The sequence below is a fragment of the Streptomyces sp. C1-1 genome (assembly GCF_050214755.1).
Lineage (GTDB): Bacteria > Actinomycetota > Actinomycetes > Streptomycetales > Streptomycetaceae > Streptomyces.
Map to the genome: position 1 here is coordinate 5,316,250 of NZ_CP189826.1, position 17,625 is coordinate 5,333,874.

A 17,625-nucleotide genomic window follows, 5' to 3' on the forward strand; every position below is an offset into this window, starting at 1 on the left:
CCTACACTCGGTGGCGTGCCACGTGGTGACGGTCGACTCAATCATGATCTGCTCCCCGGTGAGAAAGGCCCCCAGGACGCCTGCGGCGTCTTCGGAGTCTGGGCTCCGGGCGAAGAGGTCGCCAAGCTCACTTACTTCGGGCTCTACGCCCTCCAGCATCGGGGCCAGGAATCCGCGGGTATCGCGGTCAGCAACGGCTCCCAGATCCTCGTCTTCAAGGACATGGGCCTGGTCTCCCAGGTCTTCGACGAGACCTCGCTCGGTTCGCTCCAGGGTCACATCGCGGTCGGACACGCCCGCTACTCGACCACCGGCGCCTCCGTGTGGGAGAACGCCCAGCCGACGTTCCGCGCCACCGCGCACGGCTCCATCGCGCTCGGCCACAACGGCAACCTGGTCAACACGGCGCAGCTCGCCGAGATGGTCGCCGACCTGCCGAAGAAGGAGGGCGGCCGCGCCCCGCGCGTGGCGGCCACCAACGACACCGACCTCCTGACGGCGCTGCTCGCCGCCCAGGAGGACGCGGACGGCAAGCCGCTCACCATCGAGGAGGCGGCCCACACGGTGCTGCCGAAGGTGCGCGGCGCCTTCTCCCTCGTTTTCATGGACGAGCACACCCTCTACGCCGCCCGCGACCCGCAGGGCATCCGCCCGCTGGTCCTCGGCCGCCTGGAGCGCGGCTGGGTGGTGGCCTCCGAGTCCGCGGCCCTCGACATTTGCGGCGCCAGCTATGTGCGCGAGATCGAGCCGGGCGAGTTCGTCGCCATCGACGAGAACGGCCTGCGCACCTCCCGATTCGCGGAAGCGAAGCCCAAGGGCTGTGTCTTCGAGTACGTGTACCTGGCCCGCCCGGACACCGACATCGCCGGCCGGAACGTGTACCTCTCCCGCGTGGAGATGGGCCGCAGGCTGGCGAAGGAGGCCCCGGTCGAGGCCGACCTGGTCATAGCGACTCCGGAGTCCGGAACGCCCGCGGCCATCGGCTATGCGGAGGCCTCCGGCATTCCCTTCGGCGCCGGCCTGGTCAAGAACGCCTACGTCGGCCGGACCTTCATCCAGCCCTCGCAGACCATCCGGCAGCTCGGCATCCGCCTGAAGCTGAATCCGCTCAAGGAAGTCATCAAGGGCAAGCGCCTGGTCGTCGTGGACGACTCGATCGTGCGCGGCAACACCCAGCGCGCCCTGGTCCGCATGCTCCGCGAGGCGGGCGCGGCCGAGGTCCACATCAGGATCTCCTCGCCGCCCGTGAAGTGGCCCTGCTTCTTCGGCATCGACTTCGCCACCCGCGCCGAGCTCATCGCCAACGGCATGACGATCGACGAGATCGGCACCTCGCTGGGCGCCGACTCCCTGGCGTACATCTCCATCGACGGCATGATCGAGGCGACCACCATCGCCAAGCCGGACCTCTGCCGCGCCTGCTTCGACGGCGAGTACCCGATGGAGCTCCCCGACCCCGAGCTGCTCGGCAAGCAGCTCCTGGAGACCGAGCTGGCCGCAGGGCCCGCCGCCACGGCCGCGGCCGACGCGATCCGTCGCCCGTAGACCGCCCGTCATACCTGCCGTACGACACGAAAGTTCTCACTAGCCATGTCTGAGACAACTGGTGCCAGCTACGCAGCCGCGGGCGTCGACATCGAAGCGGGCGACCGCGCCGTGGAGCTCATGAAGGAGTGGGTGAGGAAGACGCAGCGCCCCGAGGTCCTCGGCGGCCTCGGCGGCTTCGCCGGCCTCTTCGACGCCTCCGCCCTGAAGAACTACGAGCGCCCGCTGCTCGCCTCCGCCACCGACGGCGTGGGCACGAAGGTCGACATCGCCCGTCAGCTGGGCGTGTACGACACCATCGGCCACGACCTGGTCGCGATGGTCATGGACGACATCGTGGTGTGCGGCGCCGAGCCGCTGTTCATGACCGACTACATCTGTGTCGGCAAGGTCCACCCCGAGCGGGTCGCCGCGATCGTCAAGGGCATCGCGGAGGGCTGTGTGCTGGCCGGGTGCGCCCTGGTGGGCGGCGAGACGGCCGAACACCCGGGTCTGCTGGGCGAGGACGACTTCGACGTCGCCGGCGCCGGTACGGGCGTCGTGGAGGCCGACCGGCTGCTGGGCGCGGATCGCATCCGTACGGGTGACACCGTCATCGCCATGGCGGCCTCCGGGCTTCACTCGAACGGGTACTCGCTCGTCCGGCACGTCCTGCTGAACCGGGCCGGCCTGTCGCTGGAGGCGCGGGTCGAGGAGCTGGGCCGCACCCTCGGCGAGGAGCTGCTGGAGCCGACCAAGATCTACTCGCTGGACTGCCTGGCCCTGACGCGCACCACGGACGTGCACGCGTTCAGCCACGTCACCGGCGGCGGTCTCGCCGCCAACCTGGCCCGGGTGATCCCGGACGGCCTGCACGCGATCGTCGACCGTTCCACCTGGACCCCGGCCCCGATCTTCGACCTCGTCGGGAAGACGGGTCAGGTCGAGCGCCTGGAGCTGGAGAAGACCCTCAACATGGGCGTCGGCATGATCGCGATCGTGCCCGAGGAGTCCACGGATGTGGCGCTGGCCACACTGGCGGACCGGGGCGTCGAGGCGTGGGTCGCGGGCGAGATCACCGAGCGGGGCGAGCACACCACCGGTGCCGCCTGCGTCGGGGACTACGCGAGCTGATCCGAGGCGGGCAGCACAGAACCCGGTCGGTGACCGAGGTCACCGACCGGGTAGGTGCTCAATGCAACGTCAAGCGCCGCGACGCTGTTGTGAAGGGTTGCCGCCCTCGTCCTCGTCGTCATCGTCCTCATAGAGGTCGGCATAACGTGAGTACAGGTCGTCGTCGTCCTGCCCATCGTCCTCGAAATGATCACCGTTCGGTGACTGATTCGATGTCGACGATGCGCCCAGCTCCTCGGCCAGGCGTGAGAGGTCCGTCCCGCCGCTGTTGTACTTCAGCTGGCGGGCGACCTTCGTCTGCTTGGCCTTGGCCCGGCCGCGCCCCATGGCTCGACCCCCTCAACGACGGGGCTCGACGGCCCCAGAGTCTGACACGCGTTCATGATCTGGAACGGACTCTCCGTGGAGAGGCCGGTCCGTAGGGCTTCCACGGTACCTGAGCCCGCGCCCATACGGTACGTCGCCCGCAGGAGCAGCGTGTGCGCAGGACCTGCGAGGCGCCCCGTCCTCGCTGGTCAATCGCGATTTTAACCACTTATTGGCGGCCGACCCGCCGACGAACGTGAGAGTTCTCTCTAAGTGCCCGCCGACGGGTACCGGCCAAACGTCAGAGCGCGCGTTCCGTGGCGGCCTCGTGCATCCGCTGTTCGGCGATCCGGTCGGCCGCGGCGGCCGGCGGAATCCCATCCGTCTTCGCACGTGCGAATATGGCGAGCGTGGTGTCGAAGATCTTCGCGGCCTTCGCCTTGCACCGGTCGAAGTCGAAGCCGCGGAGCTCGTCGGCGACCTGGATGACACCGCCGGCGTTCACCACGTAGTCCGGCGCGTAGAGGATCCCGCGGTCGGCGAGGTCCTTCTCCACGCCCGGGTGGGCGAGCTGGTTGTTGGCCGCCCCGCAGACGATCCTCGCGGTCAGCACGGGCACGGTGTCGTCGTTCAGGGCGCCGCCCAGCGCGCAGGGGGCGTAGATGTCCAGGCCCTCGACGCGGATCAGGGCCTCGGTGTCGGCGACGGCCGTCACGCCCTCCGGATGGGCCGCCAGGATCCGCCCCACGGCCTCCTCGCGCACGTCCGTGACGACGACCTCGGCGCCCTCGTCGCGCAGGTGCCGCACCAGATGGTGGCCGACCTTGCCGACGCCCGCGATGCCGACCTTGCGGCCGCGCAGCGACGGGTCGCCCCACAGGTGCTGGGCGCTGGCCCGCATGCCCTGGTAGACGCCGTAGGCGGTCAGCACGGAGGAGTCGCCGGCGCCGCCGTTCTCGGGCGAGCGGCCCGTGGTCCAGCGGCACTCGCGGGCGACGACGTCCATGTCGGCGACATAGGTGCCGACGTCGCAGGCGGTGACGTACCGGCCGCCGAGGGAGGCGACCATCCGCCCGTAGGCGAGGAGCAGCTCCTCGGTCTTGTCGCGCTCCGGATCGCCGATGATCACGGCCTTGCCGCCGCCGTGGTCGAGACCGGCCATGGCGTTCTTGTACGACATCCCGCGCGCGAGGTTCAGCGCGTCGGCGACGGCCTCCGCCTCGGTCGCGTACGGGTAGAAGCGCGTGCCGCCCAGGGCCGGGCCCAGAGCGGTGGAGTGGATGGCGATGACGGCCTTCAGACCGCTGGCGCGGTCCTGGCAGAGCACGACTTGCTCATGTCCGCCCTGGTCCGAGTGGAACAGGGTGTGCAGTACATCAGCAGGTGCGCCGGTCACGTCGGTCACTGTGGTGACTCCTGAAGTAAAGAGCGGCGGGTGGACTGGGCTCCCGTACGGGTGGCGGGGCCCGTGAGGACGAGAGTAGAGCCTGTGGGACCCGCCATCGGGGCAGTGGTGGGGATCACTCACTCCACGGGAGGGCCCGTGCGACGATTTGCATGGATTTCCCGCGGGTTCGTGGCGGGTTCCGCAGGTTTTCCCGGTGGTGGGCGGGGGAGGGAGCAGGCGTGCCCAAGGTGTCCTCGGTGATCGTCCCGTACGCGACGTATCTGCGCGTCTACGAACCGCTGGCCGCCTTCCCCGAGCCCGAGCGCGGCCACTGGGCCCGCTACGCCCGCCGCCCCGACCGTCCCTCGTACCAGGACGAACTGCGCCGCTCCCTGGCCGACCTGCTGCCCACCCCGCCCGTGCCGGTGCCGGTGCACGAGAGCAGCGACGCGTTCGTGCTCGACGTGGACGGCGTGGTGTGCGTGTGCCCGTGGCGCACCCGGCTGCGCGGCTGGCAGGCACTGCAGGAGCTGGCCGACGAACTGCCCCTGCCGGTCCTGGACGCGGTGCTGCCGGAGGTCGTACGACGGCAGGCGACCCAGGACTACGAGCGCTGGCTGGTGCGCAACCCGGACGCGCGGCCCTGGATCCGCACGGGGACCTGGCAGGTGCCGTTGCACTGGTTCGTGCTGGTCGCGGACGAGGAGCGGCGCTTCGACAAGGGCTCCGGCGACATTCCGCCGATGCTGCGCTACCGGACGCCGATGGTGCAGGCCCGGCGTCGCGTGGCGCGGGCGCTGCGGGCGCTGAAGGAGGCCCTCGACGAGGGGCCGCTCATCGACGGTCTGCTGGACGTGGGGCGGTGGCTGGAGGAGTTCCACCCGCGCTCGCTGGTCGAACTGGACTACGGCGGCCTGGTGCACACCCTGCCGGCCGGTGAGCTGGAGGACGACCACTCGGCGGCCGACGTGGCCGAGGGCATCGAGGCGCTGCGGCAGGGCGACGGGGCGGCCGCGGGGGAGGCGTACGCGCGGCTGGTGGAGCGCTGGCGGTCCGTCAGGGACCGGCGGTCGGCGAACTAGCGCTTCACGGCGTGCTCCACCGAGCGGCGCCGGGCTTTAGGTAACGAACTGGCGTTTGACGAATCGCCCGTTTTGGGGTTTCGTCCTCGCACCGAGGTTACTGAGGTGTCGTCAACATCGGACGTACGGCCCGATCCGGGCTTATGTGTCGAGCGTGACGGACCGCACGTTCCCGGCCCTTGCGTCGCTTGCCCCTCCTCATGCCAAAATAGGACAAGGAGTCCGGGGAGGACTCCGTCCGCATTGCGTGCTTTGGGGGGTCTGGTGACTCCTGATCGTCCTGTGACTGATCGTCACAGTGGCGTGACTGTCCGCTATGGCATGGTCCATCGGGTTCCGTCGCTGATGAACACCTGGAGGGCAATTCCATCGGTTTGGCCGACGCGGCTGGACAGATGGTGTAGTTGTAGTGCCGAGGACAAGCCGTTCGTCCTATAACCGACTCGACTCGCGTCCGCCATTTCGGGCAACGCGGGTCAAGGTGCAGAATTTAGAGGAAAGAACCGAGAAGGTTCGGTTCTCCCGAGGAGGCCGCTCATGACCGCTCGCACCCCTGATGCCGAGCCGCTGCTGACCCCGGCTGAGGTCGCCACCATGTTCCGCGTCGACCCGAAGACGGTCACGCGGTGGGCGAAGGCCGGAAAGCTCACTTCGATCCGTACGCTCGGCGGGCATCGCCGCTACCGCGAGGCGGAGGTCCGTGCTCTGCTCGCGGGCATCCCCCAGCAGCGCAGCGAGGCCTGACAACTTCATAACAGGGCAAAACGGCAGGTCCCCCAACTGCGCCGAGTTGCCCGAACCCTAGCTCCAAGCGACGCGGGTTCTGCCCCAACAGGACCCACGCCCAAGCCCATCGGGACTTTTCGAGCAAGCGACAGGGTGCGTCGTCGATCGCGCTGGACTCCGCCGGGTCCAGCGCGATCTTTTTTGTGCGCGTGGCCCGATCTCCCGGCCGGCCCTGTGAGCGGGCTTGTCGGACTCTGGGGAGGGCTGTCGGATCTCCCGCGGACGGCCTCGGGGCGACCCGCCCAGGGTGGTGCAATTGCACATATTAAATTGACCTGTTGTAGGTGGGGCGTAAGTACCTCGGTTTCAGAAACTCATGCGGTGACACCCGTCACATGGCGCGCAGCTTGTTGGTGTCGCCGCGAGTGCGCTAAGGGAGGTGGGCGCTCCAGCGTCCCCCGGGCGTACGGGTGTTGGGCGACGCACGCGCTCACGCACCGGTGGGAGTCTCTTCCCCGGCAACCTCGTCCGGCGCTTCCGCGGCCCCGGGCGTGGAGTCCATCGCCAGCCGCAGCAGGTGGTGGCAGATCGGGCAGTGGCGGGTCAGATGGCGGTACGACGAGGCGGCCGACAGATGCGCACGGAGCAGAGCTCGCGTCTCATGCCTCACCGAAGCCGCCATGCGCCACCTCCAGGACCCACGGGGAAAGGGCCCTGGTTTCTGGGTACCGACGGATGAAGACGCCGTCAAGACGGCGTGGGGCGCCGGGGGGTATCCGTGAACACGGAACCGAACGTGCAAAGAGCCCGGATCCGAAGATCCGGGCTCTCTGTTGCGGTCCTGACGGGATTTGCTGCAGTCGATTGCGGCTGCGCCGCGGGCACGGCCTCCACCTTGACGGGGTGGCGAGCGGTTGGGGCATGAAGTTGGGCCCGCAACCCCCGTGGGGTGCGGGCCCAACCTTCTTCACTGCGGTCCTGACGGGATTTGAACCCGCGGCCTCCACCTTGACAGGGTGGCGAGCACTCCAAACTGCTCCACAGGACCAGGTTTCGCGGCGCCATTCGTGCGTTGCGCTGCGAGAAGAGACTGTACAGGAGGGTGAGCCCCCTGGTCGAACTCACCCTCTGTAGGCGGCTCGTCACGGTGCGGCCGCGTCGATCGCCTTCACGATCCGCTTGTCCGAGACCGGGTACGCCGTGCCCAGCGCGTGGGCGAAGTAGCTGACCCGGAGCTCCTCCAGCATCCAGCGGATGTCCGTGACGGAGGACGGAACCGGGCGGCCCTGGGGCAGCTGCTCCAGGAGCCAGGCGTACTCGTCCCGCATCTCGTGGACCTTCTCCATGCGCGTGGTGTCGCGCTGGACGTTGGTCGGCATCTGCTGCAGGCGGCGGTCCGCGGCGACCAGGTACCGCATCAGATCGGGCAGGCGGCGCAGGCCCGCCGCGGTGACGAAGCCCGGCCTCACGAGGGCGTCCAGCTGGGCCCGTACGTCCTGCAGGTTCGGCAGCAGGGCGGGACTGCGGACGGCCTTCAGACGGCGCTCACAGGCCTGCCAGGCGGCCAGCACCTGCTGCACCTGGCCCACGGTGCGGACCGTCGTGTCCACGATGTCCGCGCGCACCTTCTCGTACAGCTTCCGGTACGACTCCTCGTCCCACGCCGGCCCCCCGAAGTCCCCGATCAGCTTGTCGGCCGCGGCCGTCGCGCAGTCGTCGAAGAGGGCCTGGATGGAGCCGTGCGGGTTGGCGGAGAGGGCGAGCTTCTGGGCGTTCGTCAGCTTCTCGGACGCGAACTTCGCCGGGTTCACCGGGATGTTGCGCAGGATCAGCCGCCGGGTGCCCCGCCACATCGCCTCCGCCTGCTCGGCCTCGGTGTCGAAGAGGCGTACGGAGACCGTGTCGCCGTCGTCCACCAGCGCCGGGTACGCCTTCACCGGCTGGCCGGCGCGGCGGGTCTCGAAGACGCGGGTGAGGGAGCCGATCGTCCAGTCGGTCAGGCCGGAGCGTTCCAGGGACTCCCCGCCGGTGCGCTCCGCCGTCGCCGCGGCCGCCTGCGACAGGGCCTGGCGTGCCTTCGGCCGCAGCCGCAGCCGCAGCGCCTCCAGGTCCTTGTCCTCGGCCAGCTTCCGCCGCCGTTCGTCCACGATCCGGAAGGTGACGCGCAGATGCTCCGGCACCTTCGACCAGTCGAAGTCCTCGGCGGTGAAGGGGACACCGACCATGCGCTTCAGCTCGCGCGCCATGGTCGTCGTCAGCGGCTCCTGAAGCGGTACGGCCGCGTCCAGGAACCTCTTCGCGAAGTTCGGGGCCGGCACGTAGTTGCGGCGGATCGGCTTCGGCAGGGAGCGGATCAGCTCCGTCACCAGCTCTTCCCTGAGGCCCGGGATCTGCCAGTCGAAGCCCTCGTCCCTGACCTGGTTGAGGACCTGGAGCGGGATGTGGACCGTGACACCGTCCGCGTCCGCGCCCGGCTCGAACTGGTACGTCACCCGGAACTTCAGGCCGCCCTGCCGCCAGGAGTCCGGGTAGTCGGCCTTGGTGACCGCCTCCGCCGACTCCCGGATGAGCATCTCGCGCTCGAAGTCCAGGTACTCCGGCTGCTCGTGCCGCTTCCGCTTCCACCAGGAGTCGAAGTGGGCGCCGGAGACCACGTGTTCGGGCACCCGGGCGTCGTAGAAGTCGAAGAGCGTCTCGTCGTCGACGACGATGTCCCGCCGCCGGGCGCGGTGTTCGAGCTCCTCCACCTCGCTCAGCAGTCTGCGGTTGTCGGCGAAGAACTTGTGGTGCGTGCGCCAGTCGCCCTCGACGAGCGCGTTGCGGATGAACAGCTCGCGCGAGGCCTCGGGGTCGATCCGGCCGTAGTTCACCTTGCGCTGGGCGATGATCGGGACGCCGTAGAGCGTGACCTTCTCGTACGCCATCACCGCCGCCTGGTCCTTCTCCCAGTGCGGTTCGCTGTAGGTGCGCTTGAGGAGGTGGCCGGCGAGGGGCTCGACCCACTCCGGCTCGATCTTCGCGTTGACGCGGGCCCACAGGCGCGAGGTCTCCACCAGCTCCGCCGACATCACGAACCGCGGCGGCTTCTTGAACAGCGCCGAGCCGGGGAAGACGGCGAACTTGGCGTTGCGGGCGCCCAGATACTCGTTCTTCGCGCCGTCCTTGACGTCCTTCATGCCGATGTGCGAGAGCAGACCGGCCAGCAGGGAGACGTGGACGCGGTCGCCGGGGGCGTCGTCCTCGTTGAGGTGGATGCCCATCTGCTTGGCGACCGTGCGCAGTTGGGAGTAGATGTCCTGCCATTCGCGGATGCGCAGGAAGTTGAGGTACTCCTGCTTGCACATCCGGCGGAAGGACGACGAACCCCGCTCCTTCTGCTGTTCCCGGACGTACCGCCACAGGTTGAGGTAGGCCAGGAAGTCGCTGGTCTCGTCCTTGAAGCGGGCGTGCTGCTGGTCGGCCTGCGCCTGCTTGTCCGCGGGCCGCTCGCGCGGGTCCTGGATGGAAAGGGCCGCGGCTATGACCATGACCTCGCGGACACAGCCGTTCTTGTCGGCCTCCAGGACCATGCGGGCGAGCCGGGGGTCGACGGGCAGCTGGGCGAGCTTGCGGCCGGTCTGCGTCAGCCGCCTGCGCGGGTCCTTCTCGGCCGCGTCGAGTGCGCCCAGCTCCTGCAGGAGCTGCACACCGTCCCGGATGTTGCGGTGGTCCGGCGGGTCGATGAAGGGGAACTTCTCGATGTCGCCGAGGCCGGCCGCGGTCATCTGCAGGATGACGGAGGCGAGGTTCGTACGGAGGATCTCCGCGTCGGTGAACTCCGGGCGGGCGACGAAGTCGTCCTCGGAGTAGAGGCGGATGCAGATGCCGTCGCTGGTGCGACCGCAGCGGCCCTTGCGCTGGTTGGCGCTGGCCTGGCTGACCGGTTCGATGGGCAGCCGCTGCACCTTGGTGCGGTGGCTGTAGCGACTGATCCGGGCGAAGCCGGGGTCGATGACGTACTTGATGCCGGGGACGGTCAGGGACGTCTCGGCGACGTTGGTCGCCAGAACGATCCTGCGCCCGGTGTGCGGCTGGAAGACGCGGTGCTGCTCGGCGTGCGAGAGCCGGGCGTAGAGCGGCAGGATCTCGGTGAAGCGGTACTGCTTGCGGGTGAGCGCGTCCGCGGTGTCCCGGATCTCCCGCTCACCGGAGAGGAAGACGAGGATGTCGCCCTTCCCCTCGCCCATCAGCTCCTCGACGGCGTCCGTGATCGCGGTGATCTGGTCCCGGTCGGCGTCCTCGGAGTCCTCCTCCAGGAGCGGGCGGTAGCGCACCTCCACCGGATACGTCCGCCCGCTGACCTCGATGATCGGGGCGTCGCCGAAATGCCGGGAGAAGCGCTCGGGGTCGATGGTCGCCGAGGTGATGACGACCTTCAGGTCGGGCCGCTTGGGCAGCAGCTGGGCGAGATACCCGAGCAGGAAGTCGATGTTGAGGGACCGCTCGTGGGCCTCGTCGATGATGATCGTGTCGTAGGCGCGCAGCTCGCGGTCGGTCTGGATCTCCGCCAGCAGGATGCCGTCCGTCATCAGCTTGATGAAGGTGGCGTCCTGGTTGACCTGGTCGGTGAAGCGGACCTTCCAGCCGACGGCCTCGCCGAGGGGGGTGTCCATCTCCTCCGCCACGCGCTCCGCGACCGTGCGCGCGGCGATACGACGGGGCTGCGTGTGGCCGATCATGCCGCGCACGCCCCGCCCCAGTTCGAGGCAGATCTTCGGGATCTGGGTCGTCTTGCCGGACCCGGTCTCACCGGCCACGATGACGACCTGGTGATCGCGGATGGCCTCCGCGATGACGTCCTTCTTCTGGCTGACCGGCAGCTGCTCGGGGTAGCTGACCGCGGGCACGCGGCCTCGCCGCTCGCCGATGCGCTCCTCGGAGCGGGCGACCTCGGCCTCGATCTCGGCGAGCACGGCGGCGCGGGCCTCCGGCTTACGGATCTTGCGCGCGCCTTCGAGCCTGCGCCCGAGCCGGTGCGCGTCGCGCAGGGACAGCTCGGTCAGGCGGGAGGCGAGGGTGCCGAGGGCCGGGGCATCGGGGGCAGGGTGCGTAGACATACGCGATCCAGGATCTCATCCCCGGGAAATCCGTGGCGAACGATTTGTGCCGGGGTGGGTGGCCGGGCATACAACGAGGCCCCGATCCGGAGATCGGGGCCTCGACTGTGGCTGGGGCCGGGGTCGAACCGGCGACCTATCGCTTTTCAGGCGATCGCTCGTACCAACTGAGCTACCCAGCCATCAAGGCCTCTTGCGAGGCCTTGGCGGTCCTGACGGGATTTGAACCCGCGGCCTCCACCTTGACAGGGTGGCGAGCACTCCAAACTGCTCCACAGGACCTTGCTGTTGTGCGAACCAGTGACACTAGTGTCGCACACCGTTCTGCGTGCCCCAGCGAGTTTCCGCCGCTGCCACTCGGTGACTGCGGGGGCCCTCGTCAGCTGGGGTGACGTCGCTGGAGCAGCGTATCAGAGGATGAGCAGTGCCCTGAAAACGATCAGAGACGGCGGCCGTCGGCGGGGGGTATCGGCGGGGGTCGTCGGCGGACCATCCTCGCGCTGCTTCCGCCGACCTCGTCCGGGCGGCCGAACGGGCCGCGGGGGACGGCGAGTTGTGTGCGGTGGTGCTTCGCCGGCCCGAGTTGTCGCCGGCCGCGCCCCAGAAGGCGGGCAAAAGGAAAAGGGCGGATGGAATCCGCCCTGACCTGCTGCGATGCAGAGATACTGGTGCCCCCAACGGGATTCGAACCCGTGCTACCGCCTTGAAAGGGCGGCGTCCTAGGCCGCTAGACGATGAGGGCTATCGGCCCGCCTGGGCGCCTTACGGCGCGTCGGGGACGTGAGAAGCATATGGGATGCGGGGAGCTATCGCCAAAACGGTTTACGAGCCCGAGGGGGAGGGTGACGGGGTGCCGGGCGTGGCGGAGCCGGACGGGGACGGGGTCGCCCCGGGCCGGTTCTCCTTGGGCAGGTGCCGGGTGACCTCGGCCGTCGTCTCGCCCAGACCGCCCAGTTTGATCGAGTCCCAGGCCTGCAGGTGGCGGGTGTCGCGGTCGAAGTAGAGGACCGAGGCCTCGATCGGCGCGGGGTACTTGTGCTCGAGGGCACGCAGACCGCTGCCGCCCGTCGAGCCCTCCATGCGCAGCCGGGTGCCGTACTTGAGGATCTCGTCGCCCTCGTGGTGCAGATGGCCGCAGAGGACGAGCGGGACCGTGCCGTCGACCTCGCGGGCGGCGGAGGGTTCGTGGATCATCGCGACGTCTACGGGGGTGCCGGCCGTCTTCTGGTCGTTGAGGGCCGAGGCCAGCTGCGCCCCCGCCAGCTCCTCGGACTGGGCGGCACCCGTGACCGTGGAGCGGTCGGGGGTGAACTGCGGGTCGCCCAGGCCCGCGAAACGCAGGCCGGCGACCGTCTCGGCGCGGCCCTCGTCGAGGACGTGGACGTTCTTCATGCGCTCCAGATAGCGCTGGGTGAGGTGGGAGTCGTGGTTGCCGCGGACCCAGACGTACGGCGCTCCCAGGTTCGCGATCGGGTCCAGGAAGCCGTTCTCGGCCGCCGTGCCGTGGTCCATGGTGTCGCCGGTGTCGACGATGACGTTCACCTTGTACTGCTGCACGAGCGAGGCGATGATCTTCCAGCTCGCCGGGTTGAGGTGGATGTCGGAGACGTGCAGGACCCGGATGGTGGTCGGGTCCGGCTGGTAGGCGGGGAGGGTGGAGGTGACGTCGTACAGCTTGGTCACGTTCGTCACCAGGCGGGCCAGTTCCTTCTGGTAGACGTCGAACTCGGTGACGATGTTGCGCGCGTTGCCGACCAGCGAGGGGGCCGAGGAGAGCAGGCCCGAGTACTTCGGTTCGAGGACGGAGTCCGGGTTCCACGTCGCGTACGCGGACGCGCCGGAGGCCATCAGCAGGGCGAGGGCGGTGCCGCCGGCGGCGAGGGCCCGGCGGGGGCGGCGGTAGACCGCGAGGCCCAGGGCGGTGGCGCCGGCGACCACCGCGACGCAGGAGCGCAGGGCCAGGTCGAGGGTGCCGTGTTCGACGTCGTGGGCGACCTCGTCCTGGAGGCCGGAGAGCCGCTCGGGGTGGTCGACCAGGGCCTGGGCGCGGGCCGGGTCGAGCTGGTCGACGTTGACGTCCAGGCGGACGGGCGCGTGGTGGGTGTTCAGTTCGAGGGCGCCGAGCGGCGAGACGTTGATCTTCGTGCCGCCGGACAGGGACGGCCGCAGGGTCATCGTCGTGTTCATCGGCCCGACCGGCACCCGTACGTTGCCGACGATCAGCAGTCCCAGCCAGGCGCCGAGCAGCACGACGGCGACGAGTCCGAGGGCGCGGGCCCACGGACGCGGCTGCTGGATCAGTTCCAGGGACGGGGCCGGGCGGCGGGTGCGGCGGGGGCGGCGGGTCAGGAGGTGCGGGGACTTTCGTATGCGGTTCACGACGGTCACGGCGACGGCGGGGACGCGGGCCATTGGTCCCGTATGCCCAAGTCCGGACGTGGATATGCGGGGCCGCGCGAGGAGTTCGCGGGTGCGCGGCTCAGCCCCAGCCCAGTTCGTGAAGGCGCGCGTCGTCGATCCCGAAGTGGTGCGCGATCTCGTGGATCACGGTCACGGCGACCTCGTGCACCACGTCCTCGCGTGTCTCGCAGTGGCGCAGTGTCGGGCCCATGTAGATCGAGATGCGGTCGGGCAGTACCCCCGCGTACCACTCGCCGCGGTCGGTGAGCGGGGTTCCCTCGTACAGGCCCAGGAGTTCGGGGTCGTCGGCTGGAGGTTCGTCCTCGACGAACACCGCGACGTTGTCCATGACCCGGGTCAGTTCGGACGGGATCCGGTCCAGGGCCTGGCTGACGAGTTCCTCGAACGATTCGCGTGTCATCTCCAGCACACGCCCATTGTCGGGGACGGGGGGCCTGTGGCGGAGCATGGCGGCTCACGCGGGCAGGTTCAGTTGCCAGGAGACGCCGAAGCGGTCGTTGACCCAGGTGAACTTGCGGCTGAAGCCGTAGTCGCCCGGCGGCATCAGCTCGCCGCCCCCCTCGGAGAGGGCCGCGTGCAGGCGGTCGAGCTCGGCCTCGTCCTCGCACTGCACGAAGAGGGAGACCGCGGGCGTGAAGGTGAACTCGTGGTGGGCGGGGCTGTCGATGCACATGAACTGCGTGCCGGCGAGGGAGAAGGTGGCGTGCTGGACGCTTCCCTCCTTGCCGGGGCCGTCGGCGCCGTGGCGGGTGATGCCGACGATCTCGGCGTCGTCGAAGAGCGAGACGTAGAAGTTCATCGCGTCCTCCGCGTCGCCCTCGAACATCAGGAACGTGGTGATCTTCTGTGCGGCCGCGATCTGCATGTGACGTGCTCCTTGGGCGCCGTTTTCGGACGGTCGGTGCGCGGCCACGGTAACGCCGTGCCGGGCGGGGCGCGTGTCCTCCCGCGGGCGGCGGGAGTTGGGCACGTTGACGTCTTTCCCGCCTGAGAGGTGGCTTCCCGTGCGCCCCATGTACGTACCCGTCCGTCTGGCCGCCACCGTCATGGCCGTCGCCACCGCCGCCGGCTGCATGAGCGTGGGTGAGGACGCGGGGGGCGACGGCGCGAGGCCCTCGCACTCGGCGGGGCGGCACGGCGGCAAGGCACCCGACGGGGGCACGGCGATCTCCGGCGGCGGATGGGGGCTCGGAGCGGCGGCCGACGGCAAGCACCCGGGGAAGAAGGGCAAGGGCAAGGGCGACGGGGAGTCCGCCTCCCCCTCGGCGTCCCCGTCCGCCGGCGCGACCGCCTCGGCGCCGGCGCGGGGCGGCGCGGGGAAGACGGAGCAGCCCGGCGCCCCCACGCCGACGAGGGCGACGCCCACCCCCACGCACACCGATCCGCAGCCGCCCACGCCGACCGAGCAGCCGACGTCCTCCGCCCCGCAACCCCCGCCGTCGGCCGAGCCGTCCTCGTCGGCGCACCCGGACGCGGGGCCGCAGCTGGCGCAGCGGGAGCCCGCGCCGACGGCGGGGTCACCGGCGTAGAGCGCGAGGCGGGGCGGCCCGCCGGGCGGGAATGTGACCTCGCCTACGTCCGTGGGATTCGGTTTGCCTCGGGGGCCGGTGGGTGCGTATGGTGGTAGATCGTTTGATCCCATTGCCCGGCGCCATTGCAGAGAGCGCCGTGTGGCGCGTTCTCTCCCTTGCCGTGGCTGACCGCATAGAGGCGGTCGTATTGCGAATCACGGAGTTGACGGGCGCGTGCCGACGAGACTCCGGAAGGTTTCGCATACGCATGTCCATTTCCAGTACTGATCACGTCGTCGTGCCCGAGAACGGCGAGACGGAGGAGCAGGTTGCCCCCGAGGTGACCTTCGCCGACCTCGGTCTGCCCGAGGGCGTTGTGCGCAAGCTCGCGCAGAACGGCGTGACGGTCCCCTTCCCGATCCAGGCCGCGACCATCCCGGACGCCCTGGCCGGCAAGGACATCCTCGGCCGTGGCCGCACCGGCTCCGGCAAAACCCTCTCCTTCGGCCTGCCGACGCTGGCCACGCTGGCCGGCGGCCACACCCAGAAGCACAAGCCGCGCGCCGTCATCCTGACGCCGACCCGTGAGCTCGCCATGCAGGTCGCGGACGCGCTGCAGCCCTACGGCGACGTCCTCGGCCTGAAGATGAAGGTCGTCTGCGGCGGTACGTCGATGGGCAACCAGATCTACGCCCTGGAACGCGGCGTCGACGTCCTCGTCGCCACCCCGGGCCGCCTGCGCGACCTCATCAACCGCGGCGCCTGCTCGCTGGAGGACGTGAAGGTCACCGTCCTGGACGAGGCCGACCAGATGTCCGACCTGGGCTTCCTGCCCGAGGTCACCGAACTGCTCGACCAGGTGCCGGCCGGCGGTCAGCGCATGCTCTTCTCCGCGACGATGGAGAACGAGATCAAGACGCTGGTCGACCGTTACCTGACGAACCCGGCGACGCACGAGGTCGACAGTGCCCAGGGCAACGTCACGACCATGTCGCACCACATCCTGATCGTGAAGCCGAAGGACAAGGCGCCGGTCACCGCGGCGATCGCGTCTCGCAAGGGCCGCACGATCATCTTCGTCCGCACCCAGCTGGGCGCGGACCGCATCGCCGAGCAGCTGCGCGACGCGGGTGTGAAGGCGGACGCGCTGCACGGCGGCATGACGCAGGGCGCGCGTACCCGGACGCTGGCCGACTTCAAGGACGGCTACGTCAACGCGCTCGTCGCGACCGACGTTGCCGCCCGCGGTATCCACGTCGACGGCATCGACCTGGTGCTGAACGTGGACCCCGCCGGCGACCACAAGGACTACCTGCACCGTTCCGGGCGTACCGCGCGTGCGGGCCGCTCCGGCACCGTCGTGTCGCTGTCCCTGCCGCACCAGCGCCGCCAGATCTTCCGGCTGATGGAGGACGCGGGCGTCGACGCCTCGCGGCACATCATCAACTCCGGTGCGGCCTTCGAGCCGGAGGTCGCCGAGATCACCGGCGCCCGTTCGATGACCGAGGTGCAGGCCGAGTCCGCGGGCAACGCGGCGCAGCAGGCCGAGCGCGAGGTCGCCCACCTCACCAAGCAGCTGGAGCGGGCGCAGCGGCGCGCGACCGAGCTGCGCGAGGAGGCCGACCGGCTCGTCGCCCGGGTCGCCCGTGAGCGCGGCGAGGACCCCGAGGCCGCGGTGGCCGAGGCGCAGGCGGCGGTGACCGAGGCCGCCGAGACCGTGGCCGCGGCGTCCGTGCCGGAGCAGCCGGCCGCGCAGGACGTCGAGCGCACGGAGCCGGCGCCGTCGTACGAGCGTCGTGAGCGCCGTGACAACGACCGTGGTGACCGTGGCGGCTTCCGCCGTGACGACCGCCGCGACGACCGTGGCGGCCGTTCCTTCGAGCGTCGTGACGACCGCGGTGGCCGTGGCTTTGAGCGTCGTGACAACGACCGTGGTGACCGTGGCGGCTTCCGCCGTGACGACCGCCGCGACGACCGTGGCGGCCGTTCCTTCGAGCGTCGTGACGACCGCGGTGGCCGTGGCTTCGAGCGTCGTGACAACGACCGTGGTGACCGTGGCGGCTTCCGCCGTGACGACCGCCGCGACGACCGTGGCGGCCGTTCCTTCGAGCGTCGCGACGACCGTCCGGCAGGCCGCTCCTTCGAGCGTCGTGACGAGCGTCCCGCCGGCCGTTCCTTCGAGCGCCGGGACAACGAGCGCGGCGGCTTCCGCCGTGACGACCGTCCGGCCGGCCGTTCCTTCGAGCGTCGTGACGACCGTGGCGGCCACCGTGGCAGCGACCGTCCGTTCAACCGTGACCGCCGCGACGACCGCCCGGGCTTCCGCGCCGGCGGCCACGAGCGTCCCTACGGCCGCCGTGACGACCACCGTGGCACCGGTTCCTTCGGGCGCCGTGACGACAAGCCGCGCTGGAAGCGCAACGGCTGACACCGAGTGA

13 protein-coding genes and 4 tRNA genes are annotated in these 17,625 nt (G+C 69.9%); 6 read left to right on the plus strand and 11 right to left on the minus strand.

Going from position 1 to position 17,625, the window contains the following annotated elements:
* Positions 1–15: 15 nt before the first annotated feature.
* Positions 16–1,545, plus strand: a complete 1,530-nt coding sequence (gene purF / locus ACQF4J_RS24330) for an amidophosphoribosyltransferase (RefSeq protein WP_351563580.1) — start codon at positions 16–18, stop codon at positions 1,543–1,545.
* 45 nt (positions 1,546–1,590) lie between these two features.
* Positions 1,591–2,658: a phosphoribosylformylglycinamidine cyclo-ligase gene (gene purM / locus ACQF4J_RS24335; protein WP_351563582.1), complete on the plus strand. Its 1,068-nt coding sequence runs from the start codon at positions 1,591–1,593 to the stop codon at positions 2,656–2,658.
* Positions 2,659–2,727: 69 nt separating this feature from the next.
* Here the strand turns inward: purM and ACQF4J_RS24340 are convergent, their stop codons facing one another.
* Together ACQF4J_RS24340 and ACQF4J_RS24345 are read right to left on the minus strand one after the other, a co-directional pair.
* Complete coding sequence (locus ACQF4J_RS24340; RefSeq protein ID WP_058924454.1) at positions 2,728–2,985, minus strand: DUF3073 domain-containing protein; 258 nt, start codon at positions 2,983–2,985, stop codon at positions 2,728–2,730.
* Positions 2,986–3,265: 280 nt separating this feature from the next.
* Positions 3,266–4,369, minus strand: a complete 1,104-nt coding sequence (locus ACQF4J_RS24345) for a Leu/Phe/Val dehydrogenase (RefSeq protein ID WP_351563584.1) — start codon at positions 4,367–4,369, stop codon at positions 3,266–3,268.
* A gap of 221 nt (positions 4,370–4,590) precedes the next feature.
* Here ACQF4J_RS24345 and ACQF4J_RS24350 point away from each other — a divergent pair, with 221 nt between their 5' ends.
* A complete protein-coding gene (locus tag ACQF4J_RS24350; protein ID WP_351563586.1) occupies positions 4,591–5,433 on the plus strand; it encodes a hypothetical protein in 843 nt (280 codons plus the stop codon).
* A gap of 537 nt (positions 5,434–5,970) precedes the next feature.
* Positions 5,971–6,177, plus strand: a complete 207-nt coding sequence (gene bldC / locus ACQF4J_RS24355) for a developmental transcriptional regulator BldC (RefSeq protein ID WP_003949541.1) — start codon at positions 5,971–5,973, stop codon at positions 6,175–6,177.
* Positions 6,178–6,649: 472 nt separating this feature from the next.
* Here bldC and ACQF4J_RS24360 read toward each other — a convergent pair whose 3' ends face one another.
* The 9 genes from ACQF4J_RS24360 to ACQF4J_RS24400 form a co-directional block, all read right to left on the minus strand.
* Positions 6,650–6,841 carry a DUF6274 family protein gene (locus tag ACQF4J_RS24360; RefSeq protein ID WP_427166796.1) on the minus strand — a complete coding sequence of 64 codons (192 nt, stop codon included), beginning with the start codon at positions 6,839–6,841 and terminating at the stop codon, positions 6,650–6,652.
* Positions 6,842–7,132: 291 nt separating this feature from the next.
* Positions 7,133–7,207: transfer RNA gene (locus ACQF4J_RS24365), tRNA-Asp, on the minus strand.
* Positions 7,208–7,301: 94 nt separating this feature from the next.
* Positions 7,302–11,255, minus strand: coding sequence for an ATP-dependent RNA helicase HrpA (hrpA, locus tag ACQF4J_RS24370; protein ID WP_427166797.1), 3,954 nt, complete (start codon positions 11,253–11,255; stop codon positions 7,302–7,304).
* A gap of 108 nt (positions 11,256–11,363) precedes the next feature.
* Positions 11,364–11,437, minus strand: a tRNA-Phe gene (locus ACQF4J_RS24375).
* A 22-nt stretch (positions 11,438–11,459) separates the two neighbouring features.
* Positions 11,460–11,537: transfer RNA gene (locus ACQF4J_RS24380), tRNA-Asp, on the minus strand.
* Between the two features lie 384 nt (positions 11,538–11,921).
* Positions 11,922–11,997: transfer RNA gene (locus tag ACQF4J_RS24385), tRNA-Glu, on the minus strand.
* An 80-nt stretch (positions 11,998–12,077) separates the two neighbouring features.
* Entirely contained in the window at positions 12,078–13,667 is a 1,590-nt protein-coding gene (locus ACQF4J_RS24390) for a metallophosphoesterase family protein (protein ID WP_351563592.1), read from the minus strand.
* Positions 13,668–13,734: 67 nt separating this feature from the next.
* Positions 13,735–14,085: a metallopeptidase family protein gene (locus tag ACQF4J_RS24395; protein ID WP_142153318.1), complete on the minus strand. Its 351-nt coding sequence runs from the start codon at positions 14,083–14,085 to the stop codon at positions 13,735–13,737.
* Between the two features lie 45 nt (positions 14,086–14,130).
* Positions 14,131–14,541: a VOC family protein gene (locus tag ACQF4J_RS24400; RefSeq protein ID WP_351563594.1), complete on the minus strand. Its 411-nt coding sequence runs from the start codon at positions 14,539–14,541 to the stop codon at positions 14,131–14,133.
* 139 nt (positions 14,542–14,680) lie between these two features.
* On the opposite strand from ACQF4J_RS24400, the gene ACQF4J_RS24405 reads away from it, so the two are divergent.
* Positions 14,681–15,205: a hypothetical protein gene (locus tag ACQF4J_RS24405; protein WP_351563596.1), complete on the plus strand. Its 525-nt coding sequence runs from the start codon at positions 14,681–14,683 to the stop codon at positions 15,203–15,205.
* Between the two features lie 250 nt (positions 15,206–15,455).
* Positions 15,456–17,615 (plus strand): DEAD/DEAH box helicase, encoded by a 2,160-nt coding sequence (locus ACQF4J_RS24410; protein WP_427166798.1) that lies wholly within the window; start codon positions 15,456–15,458, stop codon positions 17,613–17,615.
* Positions 17,616–17,625 lie beyond the last annotated feature (10 nt).

Bases quoted from the DNA above. Each gene is read 5' to 3' on its own strand.
- purM (WP_351563582.1), top strand. From the start codon at position 1,591: ATGTCTGAGACAACTGGTGCCAGCTACGCAGCCGCGGGCGTCGACATC.
- ACQF4J_RS24340 (WP_058924454.1), bottom strand. From the start codon at position 2,985: ATGGGGCGCGGCCGGGCCAAGGCCAAGCAGACGAAGGTCGCCCGCCAG.
- bldC (WP_003949541.1), top strand. From the start codon at position 5,971: ATGACCGCTCGCACCCCTGATGCCGAGCCGCTGCTGACCCCGGCTGAG.
- ACQF4J_RS24360 (WP_427166796.1), bottom strand. From the start codon at position 6,841: ATGGCGGCTTCGGTGAGGCATGAGACGCGAGCTCTGCTCCGTGCGCAT.
- hrpA (WP_427166797.1), bottom strand. From the start codon at position 11,255: ATGTCTACGCACCCTGCCCCCGATGCCCCGGCCCTCGGCACCCTCGCC.
- ACQF4J_RS24390 (WP_351563592.1), bottom strand. From the start codon at position 13,667: ATGGCCCGCGTCCCCGCCGTCGCCGTGACCGTCGTGAACCGCATACGA.
- ACQF4J_RS24400 (WP_351563594.1), bottom strand. From the start codon at position 14,541: ATGCAGATCGCGGCCGCACAGAAGATCACCACGTTCCTGATGTTCGAG.
- ACQF4J_RS24410 (WP_427166798.1), top strand. From the start codon at position 15,456: ATGTCCATTTCCAGTACTGATCACGTCGTCGTGCCCGAGAACGGCGAG.